At 39.2% G+C, this 15,422-nt stretch carries 17 protein-coding genes; 2 read left to right on the top strand and 15 right to left on the bottom strand.

The window, feature by feature from the left end:
• Positions 1-4: 4 nt before the first annotated feature.
• Both SR187_RS04075 and SR187_RS04070 read right to left on the bottom strand, forming a co-directional pair.
• Positions 5-1,282, bottom strand: a complete 1,278-nt coding sequence (locus SR187_RS04075; RefSeq protein ID WP_120171600.1) for a pyrimidine-nucleoside phosphorylase — start codon at positions 1,280-1,282, stop codon at positions 5-7.
• Complete coding sequence (locus SR187_RS04070; protein ID WP_120171599.1) at positions 1,279-1,869, bottom strand: class I SAM-dependent methyltransferase; 591 nt, start codon at positions 1,867-1,869, stop codon at positions 1,279-1,281. The genes SR187_RS04075 and SR187_RS04070 overlap by 4 nt, the downstream gene beginning before the upstream one ends.
• Before the next feature lie 112 nt (positions 1,870-1,981).
• On the opposite strand from SR187_RS04070, the gene coaA reads away from it, so the two are divergent.
• Positions 1,982-2,902, top strand: a complete 921-nt coding sequence (gene coaA, locus SR187_RS04065) for a type I pantothenate kinase (protein ID WP_024531701.1) — start codon at positions 1,982-1,984, stop codon at positions 2,900-2,902.
• 58 nt (positions 2,903-2,960) lie between these two features.
• On the top strand, positions 2,961-3,209 hold the full coding sequence (gene rpsT, locus SR187_RS04060) for a 30S ribosomal protein S20 (protein ID WP_075098301.1): 249 nt from the start codon (positions 2,961-2,963) through the stop codon (positions 3,207-3,209).
• 288 nt (positions 3,210-3,497) lie between these two features.
• On the opposite strand, the gene SR187_RS04055 is transcribed toward rpsT, so the two are convergent.
• The 13 genes from SR187_RS04055 to SR187_RS03995 form a co-directional block, all read right to left on the bottom strand.
• A complete protein-coding gene (locus SR187_RS04055) occupies positions 3,498-4,685 on the bottom strand; it encodes a DUF1266 domain-containing protein (protein WP_120171598.1) in 1,188 nt (395 codons plus the stop codon).
• Positions 4,685-5,449 (bottom strand): hypothetical protein, encoded by a 765-nt coding sequence (locus SR187_RS04050; RefSeq protein WP_227985742.1) that lies wholly within the window; start codon positions 5,447-5,449, stop codon positions 4,685-4,687. Before SR187_RS04050 ends, SR187_RS04055 begins: the two co-directional genes overlap by 1 nt.
• Before the next feature lie 170 nt (positions 5,450-5,619).
• Complete coding sequence (locus SR187_RS04045; RefSeq protein WP_120171597.1) at positions 5,620-6,990, bottom strand: sensor histidine kinase; 1,371 nt, start codon at positions 6,988-6,990, stop codon at positions 5,620-5,622.
• Positions 6,983-7,657, bottom strand: a complete 675-nt coding sequence (locus SR187_RS04040; RefSeq protein WP_120171596.1) for a response regulator transcription factor — start codon at positions 7,655-7,657, stop codon at positions 6,983-6,985. The genes SR187_RS04045 and SR187_RS04040 overlap by 8 nt, the downstream gene beginning before the upstream one ends.
• A 347-nt stretch (positions 7,658-8,004) precedes the next feature.
• A complete protein-coding gene (phoU, locus tag SR187_RS04035) occupies positions 8,005-8,661 on the bottom strand; it encodes a phosphate signaling complex protein PhoU (protein ID WP_024531696.1) in 657 nt (218 codons plus the stop codon).
• Between the two features lie 29 nt (positions 8,662-8,690).
• Complete coding sequence (pstB, locus tag SR187_RS04030; protein ID WP_120171595.1) at positions 8,691-9,449, bottom strand: phosphate ABC transporter ATP-binding protein PstB; 759 nt, start codon at positions 9,447-9,449, stop codon at positions 8,691-8,693.
• An 11-nt stretch (positions 9,450-9,460) separates the two neighbouring features.
• Positions 9,461-10,264, bottom strand: coding sequence for a phosphate ABC transporter ATP-binding protein PstB (pstB, locus tag SR187_RS04025; protein ID WP_024531694.1), 804 nt, complete (start codon positions 10,262-10,264; stop codon positions 9,461-9,463).
• A 25-nt stretch (positions 10,265-10,289) separates the two neighbouring features.
• Positions 10,290-11,177, bottom strand: a complete 888-nt coding sequence (gene pstA, locus SR187_RS04020) for a phosphate ABC transporter permease PstA (RefSeq protein ID WP_024531693.1) — start codon at positions 11,175-11,177, stop codon at positions 10,290-10,292.
• On the bottom strand, positions 11,167-12,084 hold the full coding sequence (gene pstC, locus SR187_RS04015; protein WP_120171594.1) for a phosphate ABC transporter permease subunit PstC: 918 nt from the start codon (positions 12,082-12,084) through the stop codon (positions 11,167-11,169). Before pstC ends, pstA begins: the two co-directional genes overlap by 11 nt.
• A gap of 2 nt (positions 12,085-12,086) precedes the next feature.
• Positions 12,087-12,956: a phosphate ABC transporter substrate-binding protein PstS family protein gene (locus tag SR187_RS04010; protein WP_120171593.1), complete on the bottom strand. Its 870-nt coding sequence runs from the start codon at positions 12,954-12,956 to the stop codon at positions 12,087-12,089.
• A 138-nt stretch (positions 12,957-13,094) separates the two neighbouring features.
• The gene (locus SR187_RS04005; protein WP_120171592.1) at positions 13,095-14,396 is read right to left on the bottom strand and encodes an RsmB/NOP family class I SAM-dependent RNA methyltransferase; all 1,302 of its coding nucleotides are present in this window, start codon (positions 14,394-14,396) and stop codon (positions 13,095-13,097) included.
• Complete coding sequence (locus SR187_RS04000) at positions 14,396-15,154, bottom strand: inositol monophosphatase family protein (RefSeq protein ID WP_120171591.1); 759 nt, start codon at positions 15,152-15,154, stop codon at positions 14,396-14,398. Before SR187_RS04000 ends, SR187_RS04005 begins: the two co-directional genes overlap by 1 nt.
• The gene (locus tag SR187_RS03995; protein ID WP_029751278.1) at positions 15,144-15,422 is read right to left on the bottom strand and encodes a UPF0223 family protein; all 279 of its coding nucleotides are present in this window, start codon (positions 15,420-15,422) and stop codon (positions 15,144-15,146) included. The genes SR187_RS04000 and SR187_RS03995 overlap by 11 nt, the downstream gene beginning before the upstream one ends.

Raw genomic sequence — 15,422 nt, 5'->3', positions numbered from 1 at the left:
TACATTAAGAAATGATTTCAATAATTTCTTTCGTTTTTACACTCACTCTATCTATTTTAACATTTTTTTGGAAATTTGTAAGCATATTTTCCGAAATATTTTCATTGGCATAAATCGTTGCAACCTGTTCTCCTTTAGAAACTGCTTCACCAACTTTCTTATGGAAAACGACACCTGTTTCATAGTCCAAAGAGTCTGTTTTGACTGCACGACCTGCACCAAGTTTCATGGCGAAAAGTCCAAACTCTAGAGCTGGGAGTCCGACAATGTAACCATCTTCCTCAGCGAAAACAGGAATCTGATGTGCAACCTGAACAGGACGATAAAGATCCTCTAAATCTCCACCTTGCGCTACAACCATCTCTTCAAATTTCTTAAGAGCTGCTCCATTTTCAATATGTTGACGAACCTCTTCGACCGTTTTTTCTACATTAGCAAGTCCCAACATAATATGAGCTAGTTCACAGATAAACTCTGTAATATCTTCCCTGCCTCTACCTTGTAGAATTTCAAGAGCTTCTAAAATCTCCAAACGATTTCCGATGCTCGTCCCTACTGGTTGGGACATATCGGTCAGAACAGCCACTGTTTTACGCCCTACTGCTTTTCCAAGATCTACCATTGTCTGAGCCAACACACGCGCCTCTTCGACTGTTTTCATGAAGGCACCTTCACCGACTGTCACGTCAAGGAGGATGGCATCAGCACCAGCTGCAATCTTCTTAGACATCACAGAGCTTGCAATCAGCGGAATCGTATCAACCGTTGCTGTTACATCACGGAGTGCGTAGAGCAACTTGTCAGCTTTGACGAGATTGTCTGACTGACCGATGACAGCAACACCAGTATTTTGAACCTGTTTGATGAATTCCTCTTGACTGACTTCAATTTTATAACCTTTGATAGACTCTAGCTTGTCAAGAGTACCACCTGTATGTCCTAAACCTCGCCCGCTCATCTTGGCTACTGGAACATTAAAACTTGCTACCAGTGGTGCCAAAATTAGGGTAACTTTATCACCTACCCCTCCAGTAGAATGTTTGTCTACTTTAATACCGGGAATGGCCGACAAGTCAATCTGCTCTCCTGTAGCAACCATAGACATGGTCAAATCAGAAATTTCTCGCGTTGACATGCCTTTGAAGTAGATAGCCATAGCCAATGCCGCCATCTGATAGTCTGGAACTGTACCGGCTACATAACCATCCACTAACCACTTGATTTCCTCAGAAGATAGTTCTAAGCCATCTCGTTTTTTTTGAATTAGATCAACTGTTCTCATTCTTTCACGCTTTCAAGGATATAGTATCCTTTGTCTTTCTTAATAATTTGGCAGTTGCCAAAAACTTCCTCCATCTTAGCTTTAGCACTCGGAGCCCCTTGTTTTTTTTGAATAACAATCGTCAAGGTTCCGTTTACCTCTAAGTGTTGAAAGGCTCCAGCAATTACTTCATGCACAACCATCTTACCGGCTCGAATTGGTGGATTGGAAACGATATGATGAAAAGTTCCAATTACATTTTCATAAAGATTGGAGTGATAAATCTCAGCAGCTACACCATTCCTCTCAGCATTTTTTCTAGCCAAATCCAAAGCTCTGCTATTGATGTCAATCAGGGTAGACCGCACAGAGAAAACCTTGGATAGGGTCAAACCAATGGGACCATAACCACAGCCAACATCCAGCACCGATTCCCCTTTTTCAAAATGAAGGGTTTTTAAAAGCACTTGACTACCATAATCAACCATTTTCTTGCTAAAAACACCTGCATCTGTCCAAAATGACATTGGGGTATCTAGCAAACGAATCTGGACTTCATGAATATCATGTGCTACTATAGGATTTTGTTCATAATACATATTGGACATGTGTTTATTATAACACTTCTTAAAAACGTTTTCAAGAGTTTTTTTAGTATGAAAAATATGATAGAATGGTTACAATCTTTAAAACGCTTACCAGATATAGGAATACATGTACATGAAAAATGAATTTTTAAATTTTGAACAAATTGATCGAACCACTTGGCAACAGCTTCATCGTAAAACAACTATCCCCTTGAGTCAGAGCGAGCTGAACTCCATAAAAAGTTTCAATGACCGTATACAGTTGCATGAAGTATCTGATATTTATCTTCCCTTAATCAACCTCATCCATATCTATCGAAAGGCCAGAAAGGACTTAAATTTTACCAAGAGTCTCTTTCTACAAAAGACGATTAAGCCGCAACCCTTCATCATCGGTGTTTCTGGAAGTGTCGCTGTAGGTAAATCAACAACCAGTAGACTATTGCAAATTCTTATTGCTCGGACATTTAAACATGCCAAGGTCGAACTGGTAACAACAGATGGCTTCTTATATCCAAATGCTATTTTGGAAGAACGCCAGTTACTGAATAAAAAAGGGTTTCCAGAATCATACGATATGGAACGTTTGATTGACTTCCTAGATAAGATTAAAAATGGCTACGATTGTCAAATTCCTGTCTATTCGCATGAGATCTACGATATTGTTGCTGGTGAATCACAGGAGATAACGGCTCCAGATTTTTTGATTGTTGAAGGGATTAACGTTTTTCAAAATCCACAAAACCAACGACTCTACGTTAGCGACTACTTTGACTTATCAATCTATGTGGATGCAGATGTTGAGCACATTGAAACCTGGTATTTAGAGCGTTTCCAAAAATTATTAACTCTTGCTAAAAATGATCCAAATAATTATTACCATCGCTTCACGCAGATGACCTATCCTGAAATTTTATCCATCGCACAAAATACTTGGAAAAATATCAATTTGGCCAACCTAGAAAAATTCATTGAGCCAACAAGAAATCGAGCAGATATTATTCTGCATAAGGCTGAAAATCATGAGATTGACAAAATTTATCTAAAAAAATAAATTTCACTTGTCAAAACCCATCTTTTCAGATATAATGGTATGGTTAGTACAAGAAAGGGTGGAGGTGAAACCATTGGCAAACATTAAGTCAGCTATCAAACGCGCTGAATTGAACGTTAAACAAAACGCGAAAAACTCAGCACAAAAATCAGCTATGCGTACTGCAATCAAAGCATTTGAAGCTAACCCATCTGAAGAGCTTTTCCGTGCTGCTAGCTCAGCAATTGATAAAGCAGAAACTAAAGGTTTGATTCACAAAAATAAAGCAAGCCGCGATAAAGCACGTCTTGCATCAAAACTTGCTTAAAAAACAGTCCGTAGGGCTGTTTTTCTTTATATTAAAAAGATGTTACCTAAATAGATAGAAAAGAAGACAGTAGCTCAAAAGTACTGTCTTCTAAAATAATATCCTTGAAAAAACTACCACTTCTGACAAATGATAGAAAAACGAATGAAACAATCAAGTCTAACACGATGGATAACAACACCATGTTGACAAGAAAACTTTATGGCTTGTCATTGAAGTTGAAAGTTAATCGCCAAAGAAACTTTTAGAAGACAAAGCATTCAAGAATGTGGTGGTATGGATATGGTATTAGAAGGGATATTGTTTGTAGATGCTATTGGGATTGTTCAATAATTTCATAGCAACTATTCGATTGCTTTCAAAATCACCACCCCAGCCAAGACTTCGCCCAAGGATAACAGCCGCAAAGTATTCTCTCCATGTACCATACCTATGCTTAGCATAGATAATTGCTTGATCAACCATATCCCACATCTCCTTTTCTGAGATGTACCTAGCAGCATAGGCATACCGCACTAAATTCACTAGGCGATCACTATTCCATGCACCCAGAGTTTGAACTTTTTCCAACTCTTTATCAGTATATTGATAATGAGCCATTAGATTGCTGATAATATCGTCATAAATAGCTTGATCCTCTACATCCGCTTGTCCATCACGGATATTTTGCAACAGTTGATCTAAATCGCCAATGATGGAATTCTTGTCCAATAAGTCATTGACAATCTGAAGAACATCATTCTTATTATGAATGTCCCAATCACGGGCCAGCATCTCTTTTGCTTCTTTGGCTTTGATTCGGCCTGTTGGCAAGTAGCCCAGCAAATAATCATAAGATAAGCCATTTCTTGTAAATAGAACAGCTCCATAGGCTAATTTTGCTTTTTCTGCATCCGTTAATTTGCGACCAGGAGTCACATTCATTCTCATATAAATGTAATGAAAAGACAGACCGACAATAACAACCATAAGAACTATTGTCAAACCAATCCAATGCTTCCACAGATATTTGCTAGCCTCATCCATTCTCAAGATGTTGGTAAAAATACCAGTAAACAAAGAGAAAAAGCCATTCTGCCAGCCCGCTTTTTGATAGGCATGAACTAAAACCAAGACTTCGGATAAATAAATTGATAGATAGGCAAAAACAATACTAACGACCGCACCGAACCAATCTATGCTAGGATCTACTTTATCAAATTTTGACTTCTTTTTCTCCGCTTTGCCAAAATCCCAATAATCATCTGAAGAAGATGATCTTGACTGTTTCTTATCAAATGTTGAAAACCAAACTGTACCGGTCAATGGTAAAAGAGCAAGTAAGACAAGACGATTATTTGCATATCCCCAAATAGCAAAAAGGTACAATGCTATGGTTGCAATAATAAAGCCCGATAGACTACCAAGAAAAGCTAACCATTTATTAACCTTGCGGATAGTCCAAGGGGACACCGTTCCTCTAAAATGATTTTTCACTAACGTCCTCCAAGAATATTTACCAAACCTGTCAGAATGTGTGGTTGCTCCACTAAATATTTTTGATTAAAGCTCATGATTTTTTTATTTGTTTCTGAGTCTAAGACAACGACCAAACCAACATAATCTGAAATGATGGTATAATCCGCCCAGTTATATACCTCATCATCAAAGGTAATGCTTTCTGTATTGACCTTGATTTTGATACCATTTTCGAGTTTTTTCTCTAGATTTTTCACGGTGGCACTACCTTTTCCTACAGCTCTAAACTCAACTGTTCCACCATTTTCAATTTTTTGAATAGCCTGTGGCAAGTTCGCCTCAACAACATCCTCCTGAAAAGTAGCAAAAGCATTCGTTGCATACGAAACTGCGGGAATTCTTTTTATTTTACCAGCAGATTTGTAAAAAATAGCCATCACTCTATCTGGTGTTGTTCCTGGAACAAAGTGATACTGAAGCCCTTGGTAAAGGATTTTTTCACCATTTTTACCAATAGTAAATCCATCTTTAAAGTAATAGATGGTTTGCGAGCTTTTCAGCGTGTATAAGCCTAAAGAAGCAAGTAACATACAGAAAAGGAAAACTCCTATGGCAATCAGTATTTTGGTACCATCTGATCCACCTCGTCCTGTTCCAACTTGACCTAGTATGAACTTCGTCAGAAAAAAAGCAAAACCTGTAAACAAAATAATATTTCCCCAAGAAGCAAGCATGGTATACAGAGCCCTTCTTGCTGTTCCCTTTAGTGTAGTTTCTGACATAATTTAACTCTCCTTTTTTTTTTTTAGCATTTTGGTATGTGATAATTCTACCATCTAAACCACTAAAAGTTAAGTACTATCGGTTGACACTATGTGAACTTATTCCTTTCTGACTCGAAAAAAAAGACCTGATAAGAAGCAAAGCTTTTTACGCTTACTCTTATTAGGCCTTATTTTTTGATTGGAAGTTGCACCTCAAAAACAGTCCCTTTAGGCTGATTATCCCTAACGAAAATTTCTCCATTCAGAGCCTTGATAATCTGCTGCGCCAAAGATAAGCCTAGACCGAATCCACCTTTTTGACGTGTTCTAGCCTTATCAACCCGATAGAAACGATCAAATATTTTCTTTTTGTCGTTGTCGGTAATTCCTAAGCCATTATCCGCAATGGTAAAGCAGACTAATTTATCTTTTATACTGGCTGTAATTTGAATATCGCAATCATCATCGGTGTATTTCATTGCATTATCAAATAAGATGGTCAGCAATTGCTTAATTAAAACTTTGTCCGTTCGAATAGACTGGCTAATTAAATTGTTGACAGTCACCTTCTTGCCGTTTTCTTCAGCAATTATAATATAGTTATCAAATATTTCATCAAAATAGGTAGGAGGTACTTCTACCATATCTAGTTTAAAACCATCATCCCGGCGTGCGAGATTGAGCAAATTGGTCGTCAGTAACCGCATATTGCGGACCTCCTCCAAACTAGATCCGATACTTTCGCTACTTTCCAAAATGGTCGTTTCAGGATGACGGAACAACCCTTCCAAGCGGTTCTGTAAAACAGCTAATGGTGTACGTAGCTCATGACTGGCATTTTCCACAAAATCCTTTTGTTTCTGATAGCTAGTCAAAATAGGACGCATACTAAGATTGGACAAGTAAATACTTGCCAAGATAGAAATCAACCAAGCAGAAACCATTACAACAGCAACTGTTGCTTCATACTTCTCAATAGATGATTTAATTTGGCTAACATTCACTAGGATAGTTGCATACTTTATATCGTAAACCGCATAATGACCGAGTTCCTCGACTACCAGTTTAATCGTTACATAACGATAATTTTCATTCAGTCCAAAAGAAGATTTAACGGTCGTTTCCCTAATTTCATCTAAATTTTCCTTGTCTAAGGTCAACCTTGATAAGCCGGTGAATTTATCAGGGTTAATGATTTCACCATTCTTGTTATACAGCAGTACGTGAGTATTCACTCCCAACCTCAATTGTTCCCCATTTCCGCTTTGGGGCGTCATCGTATCATCCAAAATGGAAGCCGTCGTATTCCTATTTGAATTGTCTTGGAGAGTGAGTTCTGAATTCGGTTGATAGGCTCTCGCCACTGCCAGTCCAACTGCCATTGCAGGTTCTTCTTTGATTCGATGTAGCGTGTCATCCGAATTTTCATACATGGTTGAACGCATCAATTGAAAGATGATAGCTGTCATCAGACCAAAAATCAGAGTAAAGACTGCAAAATAGCGGATAAAGAAAGAAAATTTATCCGTGTAAACTAGCTTTCTAAATCGCTTAGTCATTCTTCAAAATATAACCGACACTACGAAGGGTTTGAAGATGTTCCCCAAAAGCCGTCCCTTTCAATTTTTTCCGAACCTTAGATACGTAGACTTCAACGACTGAAATGGTAGTGTCACTGTCAAATCCCCAAATGCGATCAAAAATTTGTGTTTTAGGCAGAATAACATTCTGATTCTGTAGGAAGTAGACTAACAAATCAAATTCTTTCCCCAGCAATTCAACTGGTTGACCATTCACGGTTGTCGTGTTCGTGGACAAATCAACTAAGATATCTCCAAAACTCAGTGTGCTTTCCTCATTAAATTTACCAGCCCGTTTTAATAGGGCTTGAATGCGCATTTTCAGCTCCTCTAAGTAAAATGGCTTAATGAGGTAATCATCTGCTCCCAATTCAAAACCATGACCTTTATCTTCCAAGCTTTCTTTAGCTGTAGTGATGAGAACTGGCGTTACCACACCCTTCTCACGTAACTCTTTCAATACTTGGAAACCATCCTTTTCAGGCAACATCAAGTCTAAGAGAATCAAATCGTAAATCCCCATCTCTGCTTCATAGATTCCTTCTTCGCCATCAAAGACTTGCATGACATCTGCAAAGTCATCCAAAAAATCAAAGACTGAATTGGATAGACTCAAATCATCTTCTATCAATAAGATTTTAATCATTTTTCCCTCCTAAATTACTCTTAAAATCGTAGACCCAAAAACTATACTTGATTTGGACGATTTCCTTTTCTATCCTTATAATAAGTTTATTATATCATGGAATGAAAAAAACAAAAACTATTTTATCTATTGTCCCATAAAACAGTTACCATATCAATTTCTGAAGTATATTTTCTTAAAAATCGTACTAGTAATCATTTTTTGAACATGGGAGTTTAGCTCTTTGTATTTAGCGTAGTTTTCAACTGCCATCAAGAATAACACTACTTAGTTCGTCTACTCTAGACTATACAGTAACTTTCTTAAACTTGTCTAAAATTAAAAATAGAGCTTCTATAAGCCCTATCTTATAATTCTGTAATATCGCCTGTACGAAGGTACACAACCCACTCACAAATATTTTTTGCATAGTCACCAGTACGCTCCAAGTAAGTTAGTACTTGGTAGTAGTCACGACCTGCAATCAAGGCTTCTGGGTTTTTCTTGATTTCCTCTGTCGTCAGCTCTTGAATGGCTGAGTAAAATTCATTTACAACTTCATCACGAGCAGCCACTTCATAAGCTCTTTCCATCTCGTCATCACTCAGGTAAAGTTCCAACGTTTCTTCTACTAGCTGGCGAACTTCACGTCCCATTTTTTTGATCTTTTCTTCAACAATGGGAATGCGAACCTCTCCCTTCATGCGGATAGCAGCTTTCGCAACCGAAACAGCATGGTCTCCCATACGTTCAAGATCACTGGTTGCCTTCAAAACAGTGATAACACGACGAAGGTCAGTAGAAACTGGTTGTTGAAGGGCAATGATTTCAAGTGATTTTTTTTCTAGTTTTACTTCAAAAGCATTGATTTTCTTGTCTGCTTCAATAACTTCTTTAGCCAATTCACGATCATGAGTTGTAAAGGCACGAACAGCATTGTTGATCTGAGCCAATACTTCATTTCCCATCGCATAAAATTGGTTATGAAGTTTTCCTAATTCTTCTTCAAATTGAGCTCTTAACATGTAAACCTCTTTTCTTTTTCTTGCGGGGCTTAGCCGAACTTACCTGTGATGTAGTCTTCTGTTTCCTTATTAGCAGGATTTAAGAACATTTCTTTTGTCGAATTATATTCAACCAGATTTCCACCAAGGAAGAAGCCTGTTTTGTCAGAAATACGTGATGCTTGCTGCATGGAGCGAGTTACCAATACCATGGTATATTTATCCTTCAATCCATACAGAGTATCTTCAATCTTGCCTGCTGAAATTGGATCAAGAGCAGATGTTGGTTCATCCAAAAGGATAATTTTAGGACTGGTTGCTAGCACACGTGCAACACAAACACGCTGCTGCTGACCCCCTGACAGTCCCACTGCTGAATCGTGCAACCGATCCTTTACTTCATTCCAAATGGATGCCCCAATCAAGGAGCGCTCAACTGCTTCATCCAAAACCGCTTTATCCTTAATACCATTGATACGAAGACCATAAACAACATTTTCATAGATAGACATTGGAAACGGGTTTGGTTGTTGGAAAACCATACCGATTTCTTTACGAAGATCAACAGTATCTGTGCGAGGACTGTAAATATCCTTGCCGTTATAATCAATTGCTCCAGTCAAGGTTACTTCGGGATTCAGGTCTCCCATTCGGTTAATCGAACGCAGAAGCGTAGATTTACCGGAACCTGATGGACCAATCAAGGCTGTAATTTCATTTGGATAGAAATCAATTGAAACACTATTTAAAGCCCTTTTCTTATTGTAGTAAACAGATAAATCTTTTACTTGTAAAATAGGTGATGTCATCATCTTCCTTTCTATCCAAAATGTCCTGAAACATAATCACTAGTAGATTTTAGTTTTGCATTTTGGAAAACGTTCGCTGTCTTATCGTACTCAATCAAGTCTCCAAGATAGAAGAAGGCTGTATAATCACTTGCACGCGCTGCTTGTTGCATGTTGTGCGTTACGATGATAATCGTATATTCTTTCTTCAACTCAAACATGGTTTCTTCCAACTGCATGGTCGCAATTGGATCTAAGGCTGAGGCCGGCTCATCCATCAATAAAATTTGTGGTTTTACAGAGATTGCTCGAGCAATACACAAGCGCTGTTGTTGTCCGCCTGACAAGGTGAAGGCTGACTTATGCAAGTCGTCCTTAACTTGATCCCAAAGAGCTGCCTGTTTGAGAGAGGTTTCAACAATCTCATCCAAAACCTTCTTATCCTTTACACCTGCACGCTCATGTGCAAAAGTAATATTACGATAAATGGACTTTGCAAAGGGGTTTGGACGTTGGAATACCATTCCTATATGTTTACGAACCTCATAAACATTCATTCCCGGCTTGTTAATGTCGATTCCTTCATAGAGGATTTGACCTGTAACCTTTGCAATATCAATGGTGTCATTCATACGATTGAGACTACGAAGGTAGGTTGATTTTCCACAACCCGATGGGCCAATCAGGGCTGTAATTCTATTTTTCTCGAACTGCATATCAATGCCCTTTATAGCTTCATTTTTACCGTAGTAAACATGAACATCTTTTGTTGAAAGAGCAATTTTTTCTTCTGGGAAAGTGATGATATGGCGTTCATTCCAGTTATAATCTGCCATTTTTTCTCCTTATTACGTCTGACTTTTAAACTGCAGAAGTCATTTTCGCATGAATTTTCTTACCAATATAACGAGCAGAAAGATTGAAAATCAAGATGAAGACCAAGAGGATGGCCGCAGAACCTGCCGAAACTTGAGTTGCATCTGGAATAGTACCTTCACTGTTTACTTTCCAGATATGCACTGCAAGGGTTTCTGATTGGCGGAAGATAGAAATCGGACTGGTAACGCTCAATGGATTCCAATTTGACCAGTCAAGAGCTGGCGCTGATTGTCCCGCTGTATAGATAAGAGCTGCCGCTTCACCAAAGATACGACCAGAAGCCAAAACAATACCAGTTACAATACCGGGAAGTGCTTCGGGAATAACAACATGAAGTACTGTTTCCCACCGAGATAGCCCAAGAGCCAAGCCAGCCTCACGCTGAGTATGGTGAACGTGTCGAAGGCTGTCTTCAACATTCCGCGTCATCTGTGGCAAATTGAAAACGGTGAGGGCCAAAGCACCTGATAAGATAGAAAATCCGTATTCAAACTGTACTACGAAAATCAAGTAACCAAACAAACCAACCACAACAGATGGTAAAGAGGACAAGATTTCAATACAGGTACGAATGAAGTTTGTCAAGGGACCTTTTTTAGCATATTCAGCTAGATAGATTCCTGCACCGGTCGATAAAGGAACAGATATAAAAAGCGTTATAACCAAAAGGAAAAAAGAATTATAAAGCTGAATGCCGATACCGCCTCCTGCCTTGTAAGAAGAAGACTTACTAGTCAAGAAATCCCAACTGACATGCGGCAAACCGCGAAGTAAAATATAGAGAATCAATGATGTCAAAATAACGACAATCACACCAGCGATAGAGTAAAGAATACCCGTCGCAAATTTATCAAATTTTTTAGCGTGCATAGTTTTTCTTACCCTCTCTCGTAATAAATTTCATAATCATATTAAAGATAAGACTCATCAAGAGTAAGACAAGAGCCAAGGACCAAAGAACATTGTTTTGAACTGTTCCCATAACCGTGTTACCAATCCCCATTGTCAATATGGAAGTTAGAGTTGCTGCTGGTGTTGTTAGAGAAGTTGGGATGACAGCCGAATTACCGACTACCATCTGAATAGCCAAAGCTTCACCAAAGGCACGCGCCATACCAAAGATAACTGCTGTAAAAATACCCGGTTTAGCTGCATTTAAAATAACGCGCCAAATTGTTTGCCAGCGAGTAGCCCCCATTGCCAGACTAGCTTCTCTATAATGACGAGGAACGGCACGCAAGCTATCTACTGTCATAAAGGTCACTGTTGGCAAAATCATTACAAAGAGTACAAATACCCCTGACAAGATACCAAAACCTGTACCTCCAAAAATGGAGCGCACGAATGGTACAACTACTTGTAAACCGATAAAACCATATACAACCGATGGAATCCCAACCAAGAGTTCGATAACTGGTTGCAAGATTTTCGCCCCACGTTTTGGCGATATTTCCGTCATAAATACAGCTGCACCAATTGCAATAGGGGTTGCTACAACTGCTGACAAAATCGTAACAATAAAGGAACCTGAAATCATTGGCAAGGCACCAAATATTTTCGAGCTTGGCTCCCATTTGCTACCAAATAGGAATTCGACAATACTAACTCCGTCCACAAAGAAAGTAGACAAACCACGCTGTGCTACGAAAATCAAAATCATCGCAACGATAAAGACAATCAATGATAAACAAAGAAAGGTCACCACCTTACCAAACCTCTCTAAACGAGAGTTCTTAGAAGGCGATGATAGCTCTCTAGCAAGTTGTTCGTTTTTCATACTTACTCCTTCTCCGTCACTGTGCCATCCGCACTTTTTACAACCTTCATATCGTTGATAGAGATGTACCCCATACTTTCAACAATACCCTTTTGCACTTCATCTGACATCATGTACTCTAAAAATTCTTTTGTCAATTCGGTTGGTTTTCCCATAGTGTACATATGTTCATAAGACCAAATTGGCCAAGCATTGGTCGCCACATTCTCAGTAGTTGGCGCAAAGCCATTTAGCTTAATCGTCTTAACGGACGTGTCAACATAGGCAAACGATAGATAAGAAATGGATCCTGGAGTTTGAGCTACGATGGATTTCACCATGCCATTTGAGTCTTGTTCTTGACTCTGTACCGCAGGTTTCCCATCCATTATGACGCTATCGAAAGTCGCTCGTGAACCTGAACTAGCAGCACGATTGATGATAGAAATTGGCAGATCCTCACCTCCAAGTTCCTTCCAGTTGGTAATCTCACCTGTGAAGATTTTACGAAGTTCTTCCGTCGTAATATCTCCAACAGTTACCTTCTCATTGACAATCACTGCTAAACCTGCAACTGCAACTTGATGATCAACAAGTTTACCTGCATCAATACCTTCCTTCTCTTCAGCAAACACATCAGAATTACCAATCTGGACAGCGCCTGACTGAACCTGAGATAAGCCCGTACCGGAACCGCCTCCCTGAACATTGACAGACTTACCAATATTGCTACTAGCAAATTCATCTGCCGCTGCCTCAACGAGTGGTTGAAGAGCTGTTGAACCTACAGCCGTAATGGATTCTCCTCTATCAATCCAAGAAGAACAACCAGAAAAGACTAGACTACCCAAAAGAAAGAAAGCTGCTATTCCAAGTTTCTGCTTTTTTTTCATTTCGTTTTTTCCTTTACATTTTTCAATGGAATCTCCCTTATTCATCATTGCATTTTTACATAGAATTTACAAGATATTTCCACTCATCCACTATATCATATAAAAAGACAAGTTGCAAAAAAAATCTGCTTAATTTATTTAAAATCTTAGACCTTTAGGGAAGGTATTTTTTAAGGTTCCAGACACAATCTTAGCGAAAGTTAAACCGTTTCCTTGAACGGCAACTTGGTACCATCCATTAGCCAAATCTCTGGATACTGCTAATGGATGACCAGCGACATAGGTCTTAAAATCATGTAAGCTAATCTCCACCCTATAATTAACCTCTGAGCTGTGTAAAGATAGTCCTAGTGCAAAACTCGGTTCAAATCGCTTCTTCTTAAAGACACCTAAGTGAAGACCATTTCGAGCAATCCTAATCTTAGACAAGTCAGGCAAACCAGATGGTAATAAATAGAGATTATCGCCAAAAACCTGCAACAATCCATCTAACTGAACAGCCAAGTATTTTTTGGAAAATTCATTCCATAACTCCCCTTGTTCTCTACTGAGATTAGACTTGCCTGTTTTTATTTTTCTTGACTTGCCTTCACCACAATATTTGAATTTAGCAACGAATTGGCCTTCGCCATCAAAGTGATGGGGGTACATTCGAGCTGTTTCAGGGTAAGCAATTCCTTCAACCATTCCGTTTATTTTAGGAATATCCACCAGTTCCAAATCGTAGTGTTCTAAAAGCCAAGTCACAATCTCTTCGTTTTCTTCTGGCGCCCATGTACAAGTGGAATAAATAAGATAGCCATTCGGAGCTAGCATATCCATAGCTGACGCTAAAATATCTCTCTGTAAACTAGCGCACTGAGCCGGATAATCCTTCGACCAATATTGGATAGCATCAGGATCCTTTCGAAACATTCCTTCGCCTGAGCATGGAGCGTCCAAAACAATCATATCAAAGTATGAAGGGAAGATCCCAGCCAGTCTCTCTGCTGATTCATTCGTTACAACAACGTTTCTAGCGCCAAAACGTTCGACATTTTCCACCAAAATTTTTGCACGTTTGTTTGAGATTTCATTGCTGACTAAAAGCCCTGTGTTATCCAAATAAGATAGCAAATGGGTCGTTTTTCCACCAGGTGCAGCCGCAAGATCTAAGACTTTCATCCCTTTTTCTGGCGCCGCAACCTGACCAACAATCTGGGCAGCCGGCTCTTGGGAATAAACCAATCCAGTTACATGTTCAGGAGATTTTCCTGAAATTTTCCCATAATAAGACCAGGGCATATAAGGAATCGGTTGCTCAAACTTTTGTTGATTTTCCTTGAGAGGATTGGTGCGAAAACCAGATACTGCTGGTTGACGAAAGGCCTCAAAAAATGCCTGGGCTTCTGTACCAAGCAAATCACTATATTTTTTAATAAAGTCCTGCGGTAATTGCATCAGAATAAATACTCCTTTACTTCCTCAAGATGAGCATTTGACACGAGCATAACAAACTCTCGTTTACCATAAGAAAGATCCAATTCTTCAAAACTTAGCATCGTCAAATCTAAAGAATGGCCGATAATACTAGCTGCTGCGTAATCCCAGAGACAAAGACAGGAAGCATAAGCAAACAAACGGCCCTCAAAAACATGAGAAAAACCGATTCCTGCGCTACCAACAGACCGTGTCCCAAGACTCTGCAAAGCCAAATCTGCTACTCCATGCTCGTTGGCTGCATATAACTGAGCATTCACCCCTATCAAACTCTGACGAAGTGGGCGTAATTCAGGGCTTTCCAGTCGTTTTTGATTGCAGTAAACTGGGAACACACCGCCACCATGAAAAAGTTTATCCCGTATAACATCGTAAATGATACCGAACTGACCTACCCCATCTTCAAAATAGGCAACCATAATAGCAAAATCATTTTTCTGTGCAATAAAATTAGCTGTCCCATCAATTGGATCAATCACCCAAACATTCCCATCAGAAACCGATAAAATATCTTTTCCTTCTTCTCCTAAAATCCTATCTTGTGGATAGCAGGATTGGATGTGGTGAGCTAGTTGCTCTTGAACTTGCCGATCAAGATGGGTAACCAAGTCTGTAAAACCAGCTTTTTCTTCAATTTGGAGTTCATCGTTTATATGTTGACGAAGGAACTCTCCTGCCTCTAAGACAAGTGATTGCGCTAATTGATATTTACCTTCCAAAACGAATCACCCCTTTCCCTTTCTCTTTAGCTGCTTTGACAACTTGATAGAGCGAGTATCCAGAAACCGCCTCAAAATCACGATCAAGCTGACGTTCCTGTCCCTTGCTTTTGACAACTTCTTTAAAGATCTTGTAAGCAGCCAATACTGTCGCCGCATCAATCCCCTTCTCGTAAGCTGCTTCCACTTGATTGAAAAAAGAAAGCACGGAGGAAATCTCCTCTGTGCTCCACGAAAAATCAAGTGGATATGAATAATTTTTGTTCAT

The organism is Streptococcus ruminantium, assembly GCF_003609975.1.
In the GTDB taxonomy this organism is placed as follows: Bacteria; Bacillota; Bacilli; order Lactobacillales; family Streptococcaceae; genus Streptococcus; species Streptococcus ruminantium.
Note: the sequence above shows the minus strand (reverse complement) of the source record. Positions and strands in the feature narration are given on the sequence as shown.